A 22,007-nucleotide genomic window follows, 5' to 3' on the forward strand; every position below is an offset into this window, starting at 1 on the left:
ATGAAAGTACGATATGTAAAACTATACCTAATGTTAATTTTTAGAAAACAAAAAAGAAGCGATTTATTTTATCGCTTCTTTCTATTACAATCTTCATTCTTTTATAAGTGACTTATTCGCTCTTATAACTTCTTGATAAAGTATTGGTGACCATTTTTCATTTATATAATCTTGAATTATCCAGCCTACTCTTGTAGGATTCTTTTGTTTCATATAGTTTGCAATTTCAGGATTTATGTAGGACGCATAATAATATGGACTATTCCATGCTGTACCGCCAGAAGACAAGCTTGTAAAATTAATATACAGATGATTGAAATCTTCACTATTGTTAATCGTTTCATTTATCGTATCTTTAATAGATTTTACTTTCTCATCATAACTCACTTTATATTTATCTTGTACCGTTACATTTACATTTTGATTTACAGTTGTCGTAAACGTCTCATTATCTGGCCAATAAAAATTATTATATCCCCCAGATTCATTACTACCACTATATCTTTTTAGTAGTACAATTTTCCCTCGAGCATCTCCCAGTTTTATATTCCCTTCTGTTTTTAAAAAGATAGGATCAAGAAAATATTTTTTTTCAAACGTACTACTAAATGAATCTTCTGCCCCTTTCATATCCTCATACTCTTTTTTTAAAGACATAATAATCGTTTCACTTGGATTATCTTTTAAAAATTGTTTCACTTCATTTATAAATTCGTGCAATGTTACATAAAGATATAATGGCCCATGATGAAGAACTATCGTATTATCATCTGTTAAACGCCCTCTAATATCAAAAATTCTAGCTCCGTGATTCATTTGGTAACGAAAATCATATTCTTGCGTCATTCCCCATACTTGCTTTATCGGATTTTGCAACTTGAACGTTCCACTATCATGTGTTCCTGGAATTGAAATTCGTGTTAATGGTATGTCATCAGGTATAGGTTGCATCCATTTTGACCAATTTTCAAGCCCATTACCTGAGCTAGCAGCAACTGCTTGCTTATCATTGAAAGCAAATACAAATGTGCTAAATATAGTACTACATATAAATAATTTCAAAATAAACTTCTTATTGCTCATTATTATTCCTCTCTTTTTCTGTTTTTACATCAAACTTATTGAATATAATATAAGCTACTTAATAAATAATATTTCATAAATATGAAATATTACATAGAAGTAATATTTAAAAATCATTCACATATTCTCAATGCATTAGGAAAATTTAAAGTCCCTTTCTACTAGATAAATTATAGTAATCAACAACATGAACTTCAATGTGTTTTTATATGCAATATTTCATATTTGGTTCCTACATGATATAAATAAAAAACTTATGATGATTATTTATTTCATACGTGCTAATATACTTATATTAAAATATAAATACATACCTTTTATACTCTGAACTACATTACTCAACAGTTAAAACTTAATTTTTTATTGGGAGGATTTACAATGAAATTATTAAAAATAAAACATATAATTCCTTTATCTGCAGCAGCAATTACATTCGTATGTAATCAAGGTGTAGCTGAGGCTTCCACCATTCATACAGTAAAAAAGAATGATACACTTTGGGGTATCAGTAAACAATATGGCGTTTCAATACAATCTATTAAACAAGCAAATAATAAAGGAAACGATCAGACTTTTATTGGTGAACAGTTAAATATTCCAGGATCCATGAAATCAAATGAGGTCACTGTTCATCAAAACGACAAACCTAAGAACATCTCTGGACAAATTATTTATCAAGTACAGCCGGGAGATTCATTAGAAACTATAGCAAAGCGTTACAATGTTACCGGTCAATCTATAAAACAAATTAACAATACAGTCGGAAACAAGCTTTATACAGGACAACATGTGAAAATTAATTCAAGTATTTCAGAAAAAGAAAAAGACTTAATGGCACGCTTAGTTACTGCTGAAGCAGGTGGCGAATCATATAAAGGAAAAGTAGCAGTAGCGAAAGTGATCTTGAATCGTGTAAATGCAAAAGGATTTCCGAATACAATTACAGAGGTTATTTATGAACCTATTAAACACGGATATGCATTTACTCCTGTTACAGATGGAAGAATTAATCAGCCTGCAAGTGCAGAAGCAAAAATGGCAGTAGAAGAGGCTATCTCCACAAACGGAATACATTCTGATTGGCTTTATTTTTACAATCCAAAAACTTCAACAAGCAAATGGATTACGACACGTCAAACAGTAGCAGTAATCGGTAACCATGTCTTTGCTAAATAAAGATACGTAATAAAACTATAATTAATTTCAAATTATTAGCAGACCTCTTTATTTAAAAGGTCTGTTCTTTTTATATGTAAACTTTTTATTAACCATATGATAAAATGATTGTTTAAAAATATCTCTCTTTTCAAATAAAAAACTGTTGTATCTCATTCACCATTTGGAGTAATTAAGAGAGCATCAAATCCACAACTATGACTTTATTAGTACAAGCTATTTCTTAACTTTGTAAAATTGTTATACACTAGGAAAATAGCAAACAAACTATTCGGTAGCAGGTGAAAAAATATGTATGATATTACAATTATCGGTGCTGGGGTGAGTAGCATTTTTATGGCTTATACATTAGCCAAAAGCAACAAAAAGGTTTTAATTCTTGATAAAGGCAAACCGTTAGAACATCGAAATTGCTCTTTAGAACAAGGGGAAATATGTAACTGTACTGCATGTGATAAATATTTCGGTTTTGGTGGTTTAGGAAAATCTGAAGGGAAATTTAATTACACAAACGGGTTTGGAGGCGAACTTGAGGAAAAGGTAGGTAAAGAAGGATTTTTACAACTCATGGATGAAGTAGATGAAATTCTATGTCAGTTTGGCGGAAGTTCAGTTTCAAAATATTCTACAGAAAATCCAACTCTCACTAAGAGAGCTGAAGCGTGTGGTTTACAAATGCTAACAACCGAAGTAAGACATCTTGGTACTACACTTTCCAGTAACATTTTTCAGCAGCTCTATGAATTTTTACTTACCAAAATAGAGATTCAATTTCATATAGATGTGCAAAATATCGTTAAGCAGAAAGATCATTTCAAAATATATACAAATCAAGAAACTGTCCATTCTAAGCAATTAGTATTTGCAACCGGTCGTTCCGGTGCAGATTGGTTAAAAGAAATGTGCACTTCTCTTAATATTTCTCAGGAGCAAACTCGTGTAGATTTAGGTATTAGAGTAGAGATGAAAGAAAACCAATTACGCTCTATATTAAAAGATACATTTGAGACAAAACTTTCTTATGAGCATGAACATTACACAGCTACTACTTACTGTATGAATCCAAAAGGACGCATTATTCGAAAGTACGAAGAAGGTTTAGTTATGCCTGACGGTCAAAATTTTCGAGAGCAAGGAACTGGCACTCCTAATTTAAATTTCACTTTATTTATTCCGCGCTATTTTCCAACTCTCAAAGAAGCGAATGTATATGCAAATTCAATTATTAAAGGCATTAACCAAGGACGAGATCGGATTGTTATACAACGGTTAGAGGACTTAATAAAGAAACGACCTACTGCGGAAAAAGATATGAAACATAATCGTATACACCCTACACTACACGGAGATTATGGAGATTTGAATAAAGAAATTCCTCCATTATATATTGACGGACTCAAAGAATTTTTATTACGCTTAGAACACTTTACCCAAGAACCTATCGATCAAGATACTTTACTATATGGAATTGATGGAAAATTCTATGCTCCTACAATAAAAATCAATAACCATTTTGAAACAAGTATGAATGGGTTATTTTTAATTGGAGATTGTTCAGGCGTCACTCATTCATTATCTCAAGCAGCTGCAAGTGGTCTGTATGTTGGAAAATATTTATCAGGTATTTAGACTCTTTAATTAAGATGCCAGTCAAATGTTTTAAGTTTCACCAACACTTTACTTATCTAATAATAGCTTTAACGAAATTATTATCCCTCCCCCGCTAATGATTATCCCACAAAGAATCAGGATTTTACGGGATATATTAAAAACACATGAAAAACTACATTCTATGTAGAATGTAGTTTTCTACTAATTAATATAATCGTTTACTCTTAAAAAACTTTTTTAAAATTCTAACTAATTGAATGTCAATAGTTTAAAAAGCATCTATTCATTTTCACTTTCATTTGTTCGATATTTTGTAACATCATCATAGTGTTTAATATGTTAGGATGTCTATAAGTCACTTTCACTACAACTATGACTTTTTCTGCTCCGTTTCTAAAAAAATTAGATTTATGTTACTTCGCTTTAAAATTCCCCACTGTATGTATATGAATACTTCAAATTATTACCTTTAGAAAAACATAATCTAAATGGTTCATTACACTCTAATAGTTATAAAAATATAATATATAACTTTAGTTAAATAAATCATATAAAGAAGGTGTAAAAATGAAGAATAAAATAAATTTACAAATGCAAAATATAAGCTTTGTTATAATAATTGCTTTAGCAGTATGGTTAAAAACATATCTTATTACGCGATTCAGTTTTGATTTAAAAATTGAGTCTTCTAGACAAGAGCTTATTTTGTTTATTAGCCCTCTAGCTGCATCCTTAGCTTTTGTCGGATTAGCATTATTTGCAACCGGTGAAAAGCGAAATTATATAGCGCTATGTATTAATTTCTTATTAACTATAGTTCTCGTTGGAAATGTAATGTTCTATGATTTTTATAGTGATTTTGTTACATTACCAGTACTTGGGCAAACATCTAATTTTACACAGTTAGGCGGCAGTATTAAAGAAATATTAAACTACAAAATTATACTCGCATTCGTAGACATTATTTTCTTCTTTATTTTGTTAAAGAAGAAATCAATAGTCTTTAAAACAGGACGTGTAGCTCATTCTGCACGCCTCATATATTTCCTATTAACGATGGCTGTATTTTTTGCGAATCTACATCTTGCAGAAAAAGAGCGCCCTGAATTATTAACGAGATCCTTCGACCGAGTAATGCTTGTTAAAAATTTAGGACTGTATACTCATCAAGTATATGATTTAACTTTACAAATAAAAGCAGGATCACAAAAAGCACTTGCTGATAGTAGTAAACTACAAGAAGCTGAAAACTACGTAAAGGCAAACCAAAGTGAACCAAATCCACATATGTTTGGTTCTGCAAAAGGAAAAAACGTAATTGTCGTCACTCTTGAATCCTTGCAAACCTTTTTAATAGGCGCATCCGTCAATGGTCAAGAAGTTACACCGTTCTTGAATGAATTCATAAATGAAAGCTATTACTTTAATCACTTTTTCCACCAAACTGGTCAAGGAAAAACATCAGATTCTGAATTTCTAATAGATACATCGTTGTATCCATTAAATCGAGGTGCTGTATTCTTCACACACGGTAACAATGATTATACTGCGACTCCAGAAATTTTACGTCAACAAGGTTATTTCACTACTGTATTTCATGCGAATAACGCAACATTTTGGAATCGTAATATCATGTACTCTGCTCTAGGTTATGATCGTTACTATAATGAACTTGATTACAAAATTACGCCAGAAACAAATTTAAATTGGGGATTAAAAGATATCGAATACTTTGATCAATCAGTAGACATATTAAAAACGATTGATCAACCATTTTATGCCCGTTTCCTTACTTTAACAAACCATTATCCATTTACGTATGATGAAGATACAAAATTCATTGAACCATATAACTCTGGTAATGGCGTATTTGATCGTTACATCGTAACAGCTCGTTACTTAGACGAATCAATTAAAAACTTTATTGAGCGTTTAAAAGCTGAGGGGCTTTATGATGATTCTATTATTGTGTTATACGGTGATCATTATGGCATTTCTGAAAAACATAATCGCGCAATGGCGCAGTTTTTAGAAAAAGATCAAATAACAGAATTTGATACTTTAAATTTACAACGTACACCTTTATATATTCATGTCCCTGGACAAAAAGAAGGTCAAACCATTTCAAAGCCTACAGGACAAATCGATATGAAACCTACTATTCTAAATTTATTAGGGGTTGATACTACTAACGATATCCGTTTTGGCCATGATATGTTTTCAGATGAATATACCGGATTTGTTGTTTTCCGTGATGGTAGCTTCGTTACTGACAAGTATGCATATACAAATCATACTTTTTATAATCGAGAAACAGGTGAGATTGTAGATTTACCAAAAAAAGAAGCTCAAGAAATGATTAACCGTGCACAAAATGAATTACGAATGTCTGACAAAATTATTGAAGGCGATTTATTACGTTTCTCAGAAAGTAATAAAATTAAAACTGGAGAAGTAAAAACTAAAATTAAAGAAACTGAAAAATAATCTATATATGCGAAGGGAGCAACTAACTACAGTTGCTCCCTTTTTGCTCTCTTATAACACATGATGCAATTTAATATTAAAAAAGACCTGACATATTATACGTTTATTCTATACTTGTTTCTAAAGTTACATCTGTATAGGGATTATCCTCACCTATATTTAAGATTACTTCACATTGACGTAATCTCAATTCAAAGAGCGTTATAGAATCATGATAGACTTCAGGATTTGATTTCATTTTATGTAATATCTCTTGTTTTTCTTGTATTTCTAAATGAGTATTTTCTACAGCTTGTTTTAAGGAGTTAAATGGATTTCTAAAGAACATATTAATATCCCGCTCTTGTGTGTTTTCAAATAGCTCAAATTGCAAGAAAAATTTCTTCATAATAGAAGCCGTTACTTCTGTATAATCTTCATTTTCTATATACTGTTTATATTTGTTATATAGCATAGATCTATTCTTTGGAAGAACCCCAAATAATTTACCGGCACTTTTCAGTAAAAATTGTGCTGGCGTAAATCGGCGTAAAATATTTACTTCTTCCATTTGTATTCTAGTCGTCATTCTATCAGTATCTCTGCGCCAGTCATCAAGCACTTTAAAGTCACATTCTAACTGGATTCGATTTTCTCCAAATAAAGAATTAAGTCCTTCACTGAGTTCTTCTAAGTGCGATTGACTTTGAAGTAACTCATTATTAGAAGTTTTAATCCAATTTTGCATAGAACGAGCAAAATTAGGTAATACAGTTTCTTCTAAATATTTGTGTACTCTTTCGTTCATCGCTGTATTTAGTTCCATTTCAATGCGTCCAAAATCGCTTTCTTCACTGATTAAATCAGAACAGCTCTGCAATAATTTCGGAATATGTTCAGTAAGATCATTCGTAATTTCAGTTTTCATTGTACGATACGATTCTGTAATGATATGAATTTTTTCCCTCTCAAAAGCAGTAAGGTTATTAATACTACCATTTAGTTTAACTAACATATCTTCATTCCAATTCATAACATCCACTAGATTGTTTTCCTTCTCAACGCGTTTATCTAAAAGGTATGTAATTGTTTTTCGAATGAAAAACAATAGCTTTTCAGTACGATCTGCATCGATATTTTTATAGTTAAAGTTAAAACGAATAAACTCAGTTAAATCATTTAGTTGTTGACTACTTGTATATAACGAAGAGTAAGGGAAAAGTCTCGCTTGCGGGAAATACGCGTTTATTCTCGCTTGCGTATCATGTAAAACTCTTTTTACTTCTGCCTCACTGTAAATGTTATCGATTTTATTTAATAAGAAATGAATTTGTAGATTTGGTGTATGTTCTTGAATACTTAATAGAATGTCACGTTCTTTGTCAGTAAAAGGTGAATCCGCATTCAATACGAACAATAATTCGTCTACAGAATTCAGATATTCAAATATCTCATCTCTAGTATCGTTATTTCTATTAAAGCCAGGTGTAACTACAAATGTAAGTTTATTTTTACTTAAAAATTTGCATGGTAGTTTAAATTCAACACACGCTCTATCTCTATACGTTTGATGGTGCACTGCCATCATATTATGGTAATCAGAGAAATTCTCAGTTGTTGTAATTGCTGAGTCTGTTATAGCGTTAATTTCAGTATGAGCATCATTTTTTAAAACCACTACATTTGAAATTGAGTTTTCTAATATATTTTCTCCTAATATAGAGTTAATAAATGCAGTTTTTCCATTTCCTGAAGTGCCCGTTACTAAAATACGATTTGTTCTTAAATCTGCAAGTTCGCTAACTAACCATCTAAATCGGTGACCCATTTCTATATCATGCTTTTGTGCCCACTGTGTAATAGATTCAAAAAGATGTAAACTATACTCTAAGCCATCCACATGATTAATAGAATATAACAGTAGGTTTTCTGCATTTTCTATATTTGCTGAATCTATTTTGGAAGGGAAAATCTCATCCCATGCCAATACAGCTGCTGATGGAAATACAGCATGAGACGGATTGACTACCTTTAACCAATTTGTTAACAGGTTTGGAATGATATCATGTAATTGTCTAAGCATATATTGACCTTGAATTAATTCAAAATACGTTTCTTCGTAAAGAGAAGAAATTTTGTCCCATATATCGGACGAATGTATTTCGATATGTAAGAAAAACTCATTTATTGTGTTAAGCCATAATAAGTAATTTTGTTCATTTTTATAACTGTTCCAAAGTGATGATACAATTTGTGTAAATTGTACTTGATCTACATTATTTAATGTAACTAATACTTCATAAAAATAATCTGGTGCAATATTTTTAGTAAATCCTTTATCGATATATCCTTTTAGAACCTCAAACCACGGATAAGATTCTATTCGAATTAACTCATTCACAGCAAGTTCTACTGCACTATCAAAATCTTGCTGTTCCTCATAAAAGGAACGGGCAATTATTGTGACGTTTGGATAATCGGGATTTAAAGAAACTGCTTCTTTAATAACAGTGAAAGCTGAATCAAAGTTATTTTGCTCGATGTAAAGAGAAAGTAATTGCAATCCAATTTCGGTCATCAATATTTTGTTATCAGTAGTAATGGAAGTATAAACATTTTCAGCAGCTGATAATCTATTAAGTTCGAAGTAAGCATCCGCAATATTTTTTTGTGCCCATGGTGCTAGTTCATTACTAACTTTCTCCCATTTAAAAATAGCTGCTTCAAAATCTTGATGGTGATAATAAAATTCACCTTGTGCAAAACGAATATAAGACCCATCGGAAATCTCATGTTTTTCTTCGTTTACATAAACTTCCCCAAGTACGTCAAGAGGTGGTTTTGTTTCATTCTCCATTAGGAATGTTTCATAATACATCTTTTTTATTAATTGTTTTTCTATTCTCATCTTTTCCCCCACTATATCTTGAAAACACACTTTTAAGATATGTCAATACTTTTTTTATGTATGCTTTTTATCTTAACAAAGAATTTCTTTTGGAAAATTTCATTTTCCTTTCATTTTTCAAGTAAGATTGAATTTTTATGAGAAAAGTTTCAGTTCTTTTTCAATTCGCTTTCAGTTGTGAAACAACATTAAGTGTTCCTAATAACCTAATAATACTATAATATTCCACATTATATTATCAGGAAAACTCTATATACATTACATTATAAAAACAATCTATAACGAATATATATGCATTGTTTACTTCGCTGACAAACAAAAAAAACCTCACATGATAGTTGTTAAATGAACCTGTATGCCATTTCAGATACATCACAATAACTTAAAAAACAACAATATTAGTCAACGGCTTTTCATATAATATCTTTCTCGAATTGTTTTCCTATAAAATATTTCAGTAGTTATGTAATTAAATTCCATTAACCTATATAAATAACTAGTCCCAAAAAAATCTATATGCATATCATGTTATAGTAAAGAATTTAGGAAATCCTAAAAAGGAGGCATTTTCATGTTTGAAGATAAATCTAAAATAAATTACCCATATGAATTTACGGAAACTACAACAATCCCTCTTAAAAACCCCATTGATAAAAAATTCAAAAACGGCACAGGTACACATAACTTCCCAATTAAAAAGCATTATAAGGAGCAAGTTTTATATACTGAAAAAATTAATAATAATAAAAATAAATAATCGTATAGTCCCTTATAACAATTAGTAGAATAAGAATCTATACTTTGCCATGCATAGTTATGTTTTTGGCGATGTATAAGCCTCTATTATACAGCTTACGTACCTTTTAAAAAGTGCTGATATACAGCGCTTTTTTATACATAAATAAATTAAGGCTGCCCTAAACTAGAAATAAATTATTTATAACATTAAGTATGACCTGCTCAAATTTAAATAAACTGCAAAATTACTCCATCCGATTCTCATTTAACAATTAACTCTACATATTTAAAGGGAGCAACATTTACCGTTGCTCCCCTTTGAAACCAAATTTTATTAACCTACATAACCCTCTTAAACATCTTCTCCAACTCATAAGTAGAATGATGCACAAGAATCGGTCTCCCGTGCGGGCATGTGTATGGATTAGTTGTTGTGCGCAGCTCTTCAAGTAAAGCGAATATTTGATCGTTCGTTAAATATTGATTTGCTTTAATCGATGCTTTACAGCTCATCATGATGGCAGCTTCTTCTCGTAGTTTTTTAATATCTACTTTTTTTAGTTTAACAACTTGCTCCATCATTTCGTCGATAATTTCTGTTTCTTGTCCTTTCGGGAACCACGTTGGGTGCGAGCGGACTATAAAGGATTGATGGCCGAATTGCTCTAGAAATAGTCCGACTTTTTTTAGTTCTTCTAACTGTTCTTCAACACGTAAAAATTCGGTAAGAGATAAATCGATGCGATACGGTACAAGTAATTCTTGCACTTCTTGCGTAACTCGTCCCACTTTATCACGGAAATATTCATAATTAATGCGCTCTTGTGCTGCATGCTGATCAATCATATATAACCCTTTATCGTTTTGAGCGAATATATAGGTTCCGTGCATTTGTCCAATTGGATAAAGTGGCGGTAGATCATTACCGTTCATTTCAATCTCTTCTATTTCTCGAACTTCTTCTTCCAATTCCTCTAATTCAAAGTCCTCTTCATTGCTAGTCCATTCTTTTTCCTCTTGAACCGTTTCTTCTACTACTGGTTTAGAGGATAGTTGCCAACTTTCTTCTTCTCTTACAAGCGACTGTGGTGGTTGCCATTCTTGTTTCGGCGGTTGCCAAAGTTGTGCTGGTTGTTTCATAGTCGTTGTTTCTTCTTGTTTTTCATCCATTCCAGTTGGTAAAACAATGTTTGGCATTGTTGGTTCTTTCGGCTTTGTATGCTCAAACTGGAACTGCCCTTGTACACTTTCATCTTTTTCTTTTTTCTTCGTTGTTACACCTGCATCTGGAATGAGCTGTATTTTTTTGAATGCAGCTTGCAGTGTTTCTTCGATAAGCTTTAGCAATTCTTGTTCTTTACTAAAACGAACTTCTAATTTCGCTGGATGTACGTTAACATCAACTAGCATTGGATCCATTTCAATCGATAAGAAACCGATTGGATATCGTCCAACTGGCAGTAATGTATGGTACCCTTGCTGAATGGCTTTCATTAATACGAAATTTCGAACGTAACGGCCATTTACAATCGTTGACATATAGTTACGAGACGCTCGCGTTACTTCTGGCAATGTTACGTACCCTTTAATTGTGAAATCTAAAGATTCAGCTTCAATTGGAATAAGCTTCTTCGCAACTTGAATGCTATAAATCGCTGCAAGTACTTGTCTTACATCACCGTTCCCTGATGTATGAAGCAATTTCTTTTCATTATGAAACAGCTTTAACGATACTTCAGGATGCGACATCGCAATACGATACACAATATCTGTAATATTCCCAAGCTCTGTATGAATAGTTTTCATATATTTAAGACGCGCTGGTGTATTAAAGAATAAATTTTGTACTGTAATATCAGTTCCTTTTCGGCTTGCTGTTTTCTCTTGTTTTATAATGTCTCCACCTTTAATAATAAGGTGTGTACCAGGCGCATCACCTGTGCTTGTGATTAATTCTAATTCACTTACAGAGGCAATACTCGGCAGGGCCTCCCCGCGGAAACCGAGCGTTCTTATACGAAATAGATCATTTTCATCTTTAATTTTGCTCGTTGCGTGGCGTTCAAATGCAACGATACAATCTTCTTCTGCAATGCCATCTCCATTATCAATGATGCGAATTTTCGATAACCCAGCTTCTTCTAAGTGGATTTCAATAGATGTACTATTCGCATCGATGGAATTTTCCACGAGTTCTTTTACAACTGAGGCAGGGCGCTCTACTACTTCCCCTGCCGCAATTAAGTTAGAGAGTTGATCATCGAGTTTGCGAATTTTCCCCATCTACTTACTCATCCTTTCTTTAACTTTTTTTGTAAACGATACAGTTCATTCATCGCTTCTAAAGGTGTCATATCGAGTAAATCAATCTTTTTAATTTGCGCAAGTACTGCCGTTTCTTTTTGATCGAGCACAGGCTTGTCTTGTTTTTTCGAAGACTGTTCTCCTCCAAAGAAAGATAGTTGTGACTCTTCTTCCGTCTCTTCTTTCTTCTCTTGTATTTCTGCTGGCTCTTCTTTTACAACTACTGGTTCTGGGGCAACTTCTTGTACCTTCACTTCTACTCGTTTCGGAATAATAATTTCTTCCTGTCCTTCTAGCTGTGCTAACACTTCTTTCGCACGAGCAATTAAGCTATCTGGAAGCTCAGCAAGTTGAGCAACGTGAATTCCGTAACTTTTATCAGCCGCTCCATCTTGAATTTTATGAAGGAAAACTACTTTTCCATTCTCTTCAATAGCTGAAACGTGTACATTTTTTAGTTGGTCTAAACTTTCTTCTAACACTGTTAATTCATGATAATGTGTAGAGAATAATGTTTTCGCACCAATTTGGTCATGAATATGTTCAATAATTGCTTGTGCAAGTGCCATACCATCATACGTAGATGTACCGCGTCCAATTTCATCGAATAAAATTAAACTTCTTTCTGATGCGTTTGCAATTGCATTTTTCGCTTCTAACATTTCGACCATAAATGTACTTTGACCCGAGATTAAATCATCCGCTGCACCAATTCTCGTAAAGATTTGATCGAAGACAGGTAATACTGCTTCTGTCGCTGGTACGAAACAACCGATTTGCGACATAACAGTTACTAGTGCTAATTGTCTCATATACGTACTTTTACCAGACATGTTCGGTCCTGTAATTAAAAAGACATCCATATTCTCTGGCATAATACAATCATTTGGTACATACAATTTCCCGTTCAATACTTTTTCAACAACAGGATGACGACCATCTTTAATAAAGATTTCGCGCTTAGTTGTTAACACAGGTTTTACAAACTGCTCCTCTTCACTAACTGTCGCAAAACTTTGTAGTACGTCTAATTCACTAATGACTTTCGCTAAATGTTGTAATTTCGGAATGAATACTTTTACTTCTTCACGAAGTGCTGTAAATAAATCGTATTCTAATTGTACAATTTTTTCTTCTGCTTCTAAAATTAACGTTTCTTTTTCTTTCAGTTCATCTGTAATGAAACGCTCTGCATTTGCAAGTGTTTGTTTACGCTCATAGCGTCCTTCTGGAAGTGCTGCAAGATTCGCTTTCGTCACTTCAATGTAGTAGCCGAAAATACGGTTGTACCCGATTTTCAACGATTTAATCCCTGTAATATCACGCTCTCGTTTTTCAAGCTCAGCAATCCACGTTTTTCCGTTTTTACTAACGTAGCGATATTGATCAAGCTTGTCATTATAACCATCTTTAATAATATCTCCATCTTTAATAGAAAGCGGTGGGTTTTCTTGAATACTTCTTCCTAGTAATTCAGTTAAGCTCTCACATGGATCCGCGCCTTGAATTAATCTTGATGCATAAGCATTATCTAACAGACTAATCGCTTCTAAAATAGCTGGTACTTGAAGTAAAGAGCGTCTTAACTGTAATAAGTCCCGTGCATTTACATTACCAAATGCAACTTTCCCCGCTAAACGTTCTAAATCATATACTTCTTTTAATTTTTCTTTTAAATCTTCACGTAAGAAGTAATCATTTACGAATGTTTCAACCATTTCTAAACGCTCTTCCACTTTTTCTTTTTGGATAAGTGGACGTTCCATCCACTGTTTTAACATACGTCCACCCATAGCCGTTTTTGTTTTATCTAATAGCCATAATAATGAGCCTGTCTTTTCCTTCGTACGAAGAGTCTCTGTTAGCTCTAAATTGCGTTTTGAATGCACGTCAATTTTCATAAATTGGTTCGTGTAATAAATTTCTACTGGCTGCAAATGATCTAGTGAGCGTTTTTGAGTTCTGATTACATAGTTAAATAAGCGTCCAATTGCTTTAATTAACTTTGCTTGTGAAACATTTTTCACAAGGTGTTCTAACCCTTCAGGAATAGTTGTTGCATCTTCATACGAAATCGTCATTTTTAATGTTTCAGTTAATTTATTTAATTCCTCTTTTGAAAATGTAGAATCTACAACAATTTCTTTTGAACCAGTTGCATACACTTCTAATAAAATATCTTCTACTGAACCTGTTAATAACGTCACTGTATTTTGTCCAGTCGTTAAATCATTACAAGCTAGCGCATAAGATCCATCTTCAAAATGTGTTAATGCTGCTAAGAAGTTATTCTCTTTCTCGTCTATTGTACGCCCTTCCATCATCGTTCCTGGCGTAATTAATTGTACTACTTCACGACGTACTACACCTTTAGCTGTTTTTGGATCTTCCACTTGCTCACAAACGGCTACTTTATATCCTTTTTCAACAAGTTGTTCAATATAATTTTTAGCTGCATGATACGGTACACCGCACATCGGTATACGTTCACTACTACCACCATCTCGGCTCGTTAATGTAATTTCAAGTTCATGAGCTGCTTTAACCGCATCCTCAAAAAACATTTCATAAAAATCACCTAAGCGGAAAAATAAAAAGGCATCTTGATAGTCTGCCTTGACCTTTAAGTATTGCTGTATCATAGGGGTATATTGCGTCATGTCTTTCCTCCATAATTCTTACATAATAATCTATATTCATATATGTCACACTTCACGGACACCCATATCTCCTATTTCAGGAGTCTTTCCTCATTATAGCACATTTCATAAGGAATCATGTTCATTCAGCACCACTTATGTAATGTAAAAAGCTAGGAAGAATTTCTCCCTAGCTTTCTATTACTCTTCTTCTGCATCAACAATAAAGTTCGGATCTAATTCTTCAAACTCATCGTCATCAACTTGGAAATCCTCATCTGATTCTACGCAACCTTCAGGATTTACACTTACACAAATTTTCGTTTCCCCAACTACTTCTGTTACAAATTCACGTTCTACCGTCACAACAATTTTATTACCATTTGGTGATACAAGAGCTTCTAAACAATTTGGCGGCTGAATTACACGAGCGATAATTTCTAAATCGTCACCAGAGAAGTTTTTATCACGATACCCAATGCTTACTTCATCAGTGTAGTTAACACGTTCTGTTACAACTTCAGTCTTTGTGTTTCCATCAAATGAATACCAAGTGTTTACATCATAGAAACCTTCAATTTCCACATGTTTTCCATTCTTTCTCGCTTCGTACGAATGGTTAATTACCCAGCACCCTAAAATACTTGTTGGCTCATTATTCGATTCACATGTATGCGTTGACTTTGTATACTTACGTCCTTTTCCAACCACTGCTTTTGTAATAATCTCTCTAAATTCGGACATTCGTAACCCTCCTCAATCACTATTCACTTAATCATATGCGTGACAATAGCGGAATGTGTCATTCTTTTTTTGAGAAGAATTTCCGTTATAACCCACTAAAAAAAGAGATGTCAATAAGACACCTCTTTAACAACCACAATTTCCTTTTTTACTTTCAACTGCTGCACCAGTTTCACCCTTCAACACATCGCCGCCAGTTGAAACTAATATTTCATCTGTTACATTGTTAGAAATGGTACTAGCAACAAGCTGTAGTAAGTCATTTACATATGTTTGTGAAGATTTAAATTCCTGCACAACCGGGATATTATCTAACTTGTCTTGAAGCGCATCAATTTCAGCTTCTACTTTTTTCAAAGCTTCCCATTTCCCATAATGTTGCAAGTTTACTGCTTGTTTTTGCAAAGCTTTAATTTCATCAATTGCTCGCTTTACATTTTCATTTTTATGAATTTGTGCTTCTGCTCGCTTAAAAAAATCGACTTCTTCTGTTTCAGAGATCATTTTCGCTAATTCTTTCGCTTGCTCAACAATTTCATCTTTCGTATATACTTTCATCTATTATTTCACCTCAATCGGCTCCTTAACCAATTCCCCGTTAAGAGACCAAGTTTTTGCTTCCGTTACTTTTACTTTCACAAGCTGACCAATTAAAGATTTTGAAGCGACAAAGTTTACAAGTTTATTCGTACGTGTATATCCTGCAAGTACTTCAGGGTTATTTTTACTTTCTCCATCAACTAATACTTCTACAATTTGCCCTATATAATGCTTATTCTTATTAATTGCATATTCATTTACTAATGTATTTAAGCGTTGCAATCGTTCTTTCTTCACTTCCATCGGCACATTATCTTGCATTTTTGCAGCCGGTGTACCTTCACGCGGGGAATAAATAAATGTAAATGCCGTATCAAATCCTACTTCACGATATAGCGACATTGTTTCTTCAAATTGCTCATCCGTTTCATTTGGGAAACCAACAATAATATCAGTCGTTAGTACTGCATTCGGAATCGTTTCTTTAATTTTTCGTACAAGCTCTAAATAGTGCTCTCGTGAATATTTACGCGCCATAATTTTAAGCATATCTGTACTACCAGATTGAACTGGTAAGTGAATATGTTCTACTAGGTTACCACCTTTTCCAAGAACATCAATTAAATGATCATCAAAATCGCGTGGATGGCTTGTTGTAAAACGAATACGTGCGATATCGACTTTACGAAGTTCATCCATTAAATCACCAAGACCATATTGTATATCTTCAAAGTCTTTACCGTATGCATTTACGTTTTGTCCAAGTAATGTAATTTCTTTATAACCGTTCGCAGCTAAATGGCGAATTTCTTGAATAATATCTTCCGGACGTCTACTGCGCTCTTTTCCGCGTGTATAAGGTACAATACAATATGTACAGAACTTATCACAGCCATACATAATATTTACCCAAGCTTTAATATCACCACGACGTACTTTCGGAAGGTTTTCAATTACATCCCCTTCTTTTGACCAGACTTCAACTACCGTCTCTTTTGAGAACATTGCGTCCTTTAAGATATACGGCAATCTATGAATATTATGTGTACCAAACACCATATCTACATGCTGATTTTTTTGCATAATTTTATTTACAACAGATTCCTCTTGAGACATACAACCACATACACCAATTAAAAGATCCGGATTTCTTCGCTTTAATGATTTTAAATGACCAAGTTCACCGAACACTTTATTTTCAGCATTTTCACGAATTGCACAAGTATTTAATAAAATCACATCTGCCTCTTCCGTTGAGAAGGTTGGTTCATATCCAAGTGTTGTAAAAATCCCAGCCATTACTTCTGTATCATGCTCATTCATTTGACAGCCATATGTACGAATGTAAAACTTTCTTCCTGCGCCAAAATTACGGAACTCTTCAGGTAAGCCAAAATCTCGTTCAATTTTAACTTCTTCTTTCCCACGCTTTTTCGCATCTTTCAAGGAAGGTGGTTGGTATACACTTTCAAAGTATTTACTATAATCTTTCTCTTCTTTTTTCGTAGAGGAATTTGCTTGTTGACTTGCTAATCGTTGTTGCTCGTTCATCGGTAATCTCCTTTCAACCTTAACTATACACACTCTGTAGTCCATTTTAATGCGCTTAGACTCATCTCAATAATGTTAGATAGCCTGAGAGATAACTTGTCCTTTGAAACTTGAGTAATCGATCTAATCATCCGTAAGAATGAAGTCTTCCCCACACCAATAGACATTCCCTTTTATTATTTCATCTTGTCCTATTGAAAAGCATATTGCTTTATCCCTATACACATTATCATAGTATAGAGCCTTTAGCCAACTTTAACAAAGAAGAAGGCTTATCCTATATTACATTTCACAGTTAATGAACATACTATTTTTATACAACGATTTATATATTATTTTATCATTCTGAATTTTCTAAGTAAATAAATCTGTTAATTATTTTTATCTCACTCAAAAAAGGTTGCCAAACGGCAACCTCCTCTTCTATCATTACATAAATTCAGCAACAAGCTCATCAAACATTTTCTGATCCATATTTAAATCAGCTTGCACTAAAGGCTTTTCACTATAGTCTTTTACAAGTTCTTGGTACGAAGGCTGCTCTGTATTTTGATAAATTAAACCTGTTACTAACCCGTTATTCTCCATTAATGTTTGCATAGCCATCATGCGATTAGATGGATCATATCCTTCTACTGTACTTAGCTTCGTTAAATTCTCTTTAAACCAATCATAAGTATTTACTTTATTGTAAGTAACACATGGACTAAATACGTTAATTAATGAAAATCCTTTATGATTAATACCAGCTTCAATAATTTGTGTTAATTCTTTTAAATCACTTGAAAAGCTTTGCGCCACAAATGTCGCACCAGCTGTTAAAGCCATTTCCATAACATTTAGTGATGGTTCAATTGAACCTTGTGGTGTACTTTTCGTTTTAAATCCAGCTTCACTACGTGGTGAAGTTTGACCTTTTGTTAATCCATAAATTTGGTTATCCATTACGATGTACGTAATGTCAATGTTACGACGAATAGAATGGATTGTATGTCCCATACCAATCGCAAAACCATCACCGTCACCGCCTGATGCGATAACTGTTAAATCACGATTTGCCATTTTCACACCTTGTGCGATTGGAAGAGCACGTCCGTGAATACTATGCAAACCATATGAATTAATATAACCTGAAATACGACCTGAACAGCCGATACCAGAAATAACAGCTAGCTCATCTGGATTTAAACCAACGTTAGCTGCCGCACGTTGAATTGCAGCTTGCACTGAGAAGTCTCCGCAACCTGGGCACCAGTTTGGTTTTACACTGTTACGAAAGTCCTTAAATGTTGCCATTTAATACAACCCCTTTTTTGCATTCGTTGTAAATCTCTTTTGGCAAGAATGGGTTTCCATCATATTTTAAAAGACTAGAAATTTTCTCACCATTACCAAGATTCATTTTCATAATGTTAGCAAGCTGACCAGTTGCATTGTTTTCTACGACTACAACACGCTTCGCCTTTTTCACAAGTGGATCGATTTCAGCCGTTGGGAATGGATGAATTAAACGTATTTGTGCGTGGTTTACTTTCATTCCTTCTTGCTCTAAACGCGCCATCGCCTCTTCGATCGCACCACGAGTTGAGTTAAATCCAACAAGCAATACGTCTGCGTCATCATGCTTAGCATTTTTATAAACAGGGGTATTAAACTGCAAGTTCGCCATTTTACGGAAACGTTTGTCCATTTGATCTTTACGATTTAACGCTGATTCAGATGGTTTACCCGTTTCATCGTGTTCTACACCTGTAACATGGTGAATACCATTTTTCATACCAGGTAAAACACGTGGTGAAACTCCATCTTCTGTTACTTCATAACGCTTGAAGTATGCTTTATTTTCACGTTCTGGTAATTCCACTTCTAAGTCAAGCTTACCGCGACGAATTTCAACTTTATCTAACTTAAGTGGTTCTACTGTTTGCTTTCCTAAAGAAAGCTGTAGATCTGTTAAGAAGATAACAGGCACTTGATATTCTTCCGCTAAGTTGAATGCTTCTACAATATCATAGAAAGCTTCTTCAACTGTACTTGGCGCCATTACGATCTTGGGAATTTCACCATGCGTTCCGTAAATCATCGCCATTAAGTCTGACTGCTCTTGTTTTGTTGGTAAGCCCGTACTTGGACCACCACGTTGTGTATCAACAATAACTAGCGGTGTTTCAGTAATACCTGCTAAGCCAATTGCTTCCATCATTAAAGAAAGTCCAGGACCAGCAGATGCAGTTAATGTACGAACACCAGCATAGTTTGCACCGATTGCCATTGTACAAGCTGCGATTTCATCCTCAGTTTGGATTACTGTTCCGCCAACTTTCGGTAACTTTTTAATTAAATATTCCATGATTTCAGATGCAGGTGTGATTGGATATGCAGACATAAAACGAGCACCACCAGCTACCGCACCAAATGCGATTGCGTCGTTTCCAATCATAAACATGCGTTTCTGACCGTCAGCTTTTTCAAGCTGCATCATGTTTACTTTCTCACCAAGCAATTCTTTCATATATTGAGAGCCGCGTTTAATTGCTTCCATATTCTTTTTAACGACTTGCTCTCCTTTACGGCCAAAGATTTCTTCAACAACCTCTAAATAAGCTGTTTCGTCTAACCCTAATACCGCACTAGATGCCCCAACAGCAACCATGTTTTTCATTAAAGATGTACCTAATTCTGAAGCGATATCTGTAAACGGTATCACATATAGATTTACATCTGTATTATCAGGTATTGTCGGATTAAATTTCGCATCCGCAACTACAATTCCACCTGGACGTAGTTCGTGGAAGTTAAAATCAATTGTTTCTTGATCAAAAGCAATTAAAATATCTAAATCATCTGAGATCGCGCGTACTTCTGTTGTACTTACACGAATTTTATTATTTGTATGGCCGCCTTTAATACGTGATGAGAAGTGGCGGTAACCGTATAGGTAATATCCTAATCGGTTTAATGCAATACAGAAGATCTCTCCTGTACTTTCAATTCCTTCACCTTGTTGGCCTCCAACTTTCCATGAAAGTTGACTAATCATCTCCTACACCCCTTTTGGCTGCATTCATTGTAGTGTATTTTTTTACAGTAATAGTTTAGCATTTTTTATACAAATAAACTACAATGGACGCAAATTATGCCTCTTCTGATTTCCCTGAATCTTTAGTATAATGCTATTTCGTTTACCATTCTAGTATTAGGTCTTAAAAAAATCAATAAATTCAAGTGGATTTATTTTAATTTTTCTGAATTTTTAAAAACGAACACTTAGAAAGTAATACGGTCAATAAAATTTTTATACAAAAATCGCTCTACAATTGATTCACTATACTTTTTACACAATTGATTAATTATATTTTCATAATCCCTATACGCTTCTACACTTACAACTGTTTCTATAATCCCATCAAAATCAGAACCAAATCCTATATGTTTTTCTCCACCCAATGAACAAATATATTCCACATGCCTTAATATATCTGTTATATTCGCTTGTCTTTCATCCGTTAAAAATTGTGGTACGAAAGTGACACCAATAATGCTATTTTTCTTTATGAGAGCTCTTATTTGTTCATCGTTTAAATTGCGTGGATGTTGACAAAGTTGATGACAGTTTGAGTGGGACACAATTGGATTTTTAGCAATTTCTATAACATCCCAAAAGCTTCTTTCATTCAGATGCGACAGATCGGTCCATACATGTAACGTATTAAGCTCTTGTACAACTTGTCTACCAAAGCTAGTTAAGCCTGCACCACGTGTCTCTAGTGCCCCATCAGCTAATAAATTGGCATAGTTCCATGTTAATCCAAAAGAACGTACACCTAAGCGATAAAACAGACGTAATTTCATCGCATCTTTTCCAATTGCTTCGCATCCTTCTAATGTTAATAGCGCTCCAATCTCGTCCTGTTTTAGCATGTTAATATCATCTTTTGTCTGAATAAACTTCATTCCTGGTAGCGATAGAATTTCACTATGAAAAATATCTATCATTTGTAGCGCAACTTCAAAGCGATTTTCATACGCTACTGTTTCTGGTACATATATAGCAAAACATTGTATACTTCCTTTTCTTTGTTTTAATTGTTCAAATGTAATATGTAATTGTGAATCATTCTGAAAATCTTTCTTTCCCTTTGCACTCCATAACTGAAAGAGCACATCACAATGAGCATCAAAAATTTTCATTTTCATTCCTCCATTATAAAAACAACCTGTTTGCATACATGCAAACAGGTTGTTTA

At 33.6% G+C, this 22,007-nt stretch carries 14 protein-coding genes; 4 read left to right on the forward strand and 10 right to left on the reverse strand.

The window, feature by feature from the left end:
• Nucleotides 1-93: 93 nt before the first annotated feature.
• Complete coding sequence (locus ACTFQM_RS13810; protein WP_440034871.1) at nucleotides 94-1,083, reverse strand: phosphatidylinositol-specific phospholipase C; 990 nt, start codon at nucleotides 1,081-1,083, stop codon at nucleotides 94-96.
• A gap of 378 nt (nucleotides 1,084-1,461) precedes the next feature.
• On the opposite strand from ACTFQM_RS13810, the gene ACTFQM_RS13815 reads away from it, so the two are divergent.
• The 3 genes from ACTFQM_RS13815 (at nucleotide 1,462) to ACTFQM_RS13825 (ending at nucleotide 6,357) form a co-directional block, all read left to right on the forward strand.
• A complete protein-coding gene (locus ACTFQM_RS13815) occupies nucleotides 1,462-2,259 on the forward strand; it encodes a cell wall hydrolase (RefSeq protein WP_440034872.1) in 798 nt (265 codons plus the stop codon).
• Nucleotides 2,260-2,550: 291 nt separating this feature from the next.
• The gene (locus ACTFQM_RS13820) at nucleotides 2,551-3,888 is read left to right on the forward strand and encodes an NAD(P)-binding protein (protein WP_440034875.1); all 1,338 of its coding nucleotides are present in this window, start codon (nucleotides 2,551-2,553) and stop codon (nucleotides 3,886-3,888) included.
• A 549-nt stretch (nucleotides 3,889-4,437) separates the two neighbouring features.
• Nucleotides 4,438-6,357: an LTA synthase family protein gene (locus ACTFQM_RS13825; RefSeq protein WP_440034878.1), complete on the forward strand. Its 1,920-nt coding sequence runs from the start codon at nucleotides 4,438-4,440 to the stop codon at nucleotides 6,355-6,357.
• A 103-nt stretch (nucleotides 6,358-6,460) separates the two neighbouring features.
• Here ACTFQM_RS13825 and ACTFQM_RS13830 read toward each other — a convergent pair whose 3' ends face one another.
• Nucleotides 6,461-9,244, reverse strand: coding sequence for a dynamin family protein (locus ACTFQM_RS13830; RefSeq protein WP_440034880.1), 2,784 nt, complete (start codon nucleotides 9,242-9,244; stop codon nucleotides 6,461-6,463).
• Nucleotides 9,245-9,815: 571 nt separating this feature from the next.
• Here ACTFQM_RS13830 and ACTFQM_RS13835 point away from each other — a divergent pair.
• A complete protein-coding gene (locus ACTFQM_RS13835; RefSeq protein WP_098543199.1) occupies nucleotides 9,816-10,001 on the forward strand; it encodes a hypothetical protein in 186 nt (61 codons plus the stop codon).
• A 320-nt stretch (nucleotides 10,002-10,321) separates the two neighbouring features.
• Here the strand turns inward: ACTFQM_RS13835 and mutL are convergent, their stop codons facing one another.
• From mutL to ACTFQM_RS13875, 8 genes are all read right to left on the reverse strand, one after another.
• Nucleotides 10,322-12,265, reverse strand: a complete 1,944-nt coding sequence (gene mutL, locus ACTFQM_RS13840; protein WP_440034883.1) for a DNA mismatch repair endonuclease MutL — start codon at nucleotides 12,263-12,265, stop codon at nucleotides 10,322-10,324.
• An 8-nt stretch (nucleotides 12,266-12,273) separates the two neighbouring features.
• Nucleotides 12,274-14,946: a DNA mismatch repair protein MutS gene (gene mutS / locus ACTFQM_RS13845; RefSeq protein ID WP_440034886.1), complete on the reverse strand. Its 2,673-nt coding sequence runs from the start codon at nucleotides 14,944-14,946 to the stop codon at nucleotides 12,274-12,276.
• A 180-nt stretch (nucleotides 14,947-15,126) separates the two neighbouring features.
• Entirely contained in the window at nucleotides 15,127-15,669 is a 543-nt protein-coding gene (gene cotE, locus ACTFQM_RS13850; RefSeq protein ID WP_001288802.1) for an outer spore coat protein CotE, read from the reverse strand.
• Nucleotides 15,670-15,795: 126 nt separating this feature from the next.
• Nucleotides 15,796-16,227, reverse strand: a complete 432-nt coding sequence (locus tag ACTFQM_RS13855) for a RicAFT regulatory complex protein RicA family protein (RefSeq protein ID WP_002033698.1) — start codon at nucleotides 16,225-16,227, stop codon at nucleotides 15,796-15,798.
• A gap of 3 nt (nucleotides 16,228-16,230) precedes the next feature.
• On the reverse strand, nucleotides 16,231-17,760 hold the full coding sequence (gene miaB / locus ACTFQM_RS13860; RefSeq protein WP_025148376.1) for a tRNA (N6-isopentenyl adenosine(37)-C2)-methylthiotransferase MiaB: 1,530 nt from the start codon (nucleotides 17,758-17,760) through the stop codon (nucleotides 16,231-16,233).
• Nucleotides 17,761-18,189: 429 nt separating this feature from the next.
• Nucleotides 18,190-19,056 carry a 2-oxoacid:ferredoxin oxidoreductase subunit beta gene (locus ACTFQM_RS13865; RefSeq protein ID WP_002173053.1) on the reverse strand — a complete coding sequence of 289 codons (867 nt, stop codon included), beginning with the start codon at nucleotides 19,054-19,056 and terminating at the stop codon, nucleotides 18,190-18,192.
• Nucleotides 19,043-20,800, reverse strand: coding sequence for a 2-oxoacid:acceptor oxidoreductase subunit alpha (locus tag ACTFQM_RS13870; protein WP_071718922.1), 1,758 nt, complete (start codon nucleotides 20,798-20,800; stop codon nucleotides 19,043-19,045). The genes ACTFQM_RS13865 and ACTFQM_RS13870 overlap by 14 nt, the downstream gene beginning before the upstream one ends.
• Before the next feature lie 227 nt (nucleotides 20,801-21,027).
• Nucleotides 21,028-21,951: a dipeptidase gene (locus ACTFQM_RS13875; RefSeq protein WP_327917389.1), complete on the reverse strand. Its 924-nt coding sequence runs from the start codon at nucleotides 21,949-21,951 to the stop codon at nucleotides 21,028-21,030.
• Nucleotides 21,952-22,007 lie beyond the last annotated feature (56 nt).

Source organism: Bacillus cereus group sp. MYBK30-2 (assembly GCF_051915945.1).
GTDB classification, from domain to species: domain Bacteria; phylum Bacillota; class Bacilli; order Bacillales; family Bacillaceae_G; genus Bacillus_A; species Bacillus_A paramycoides.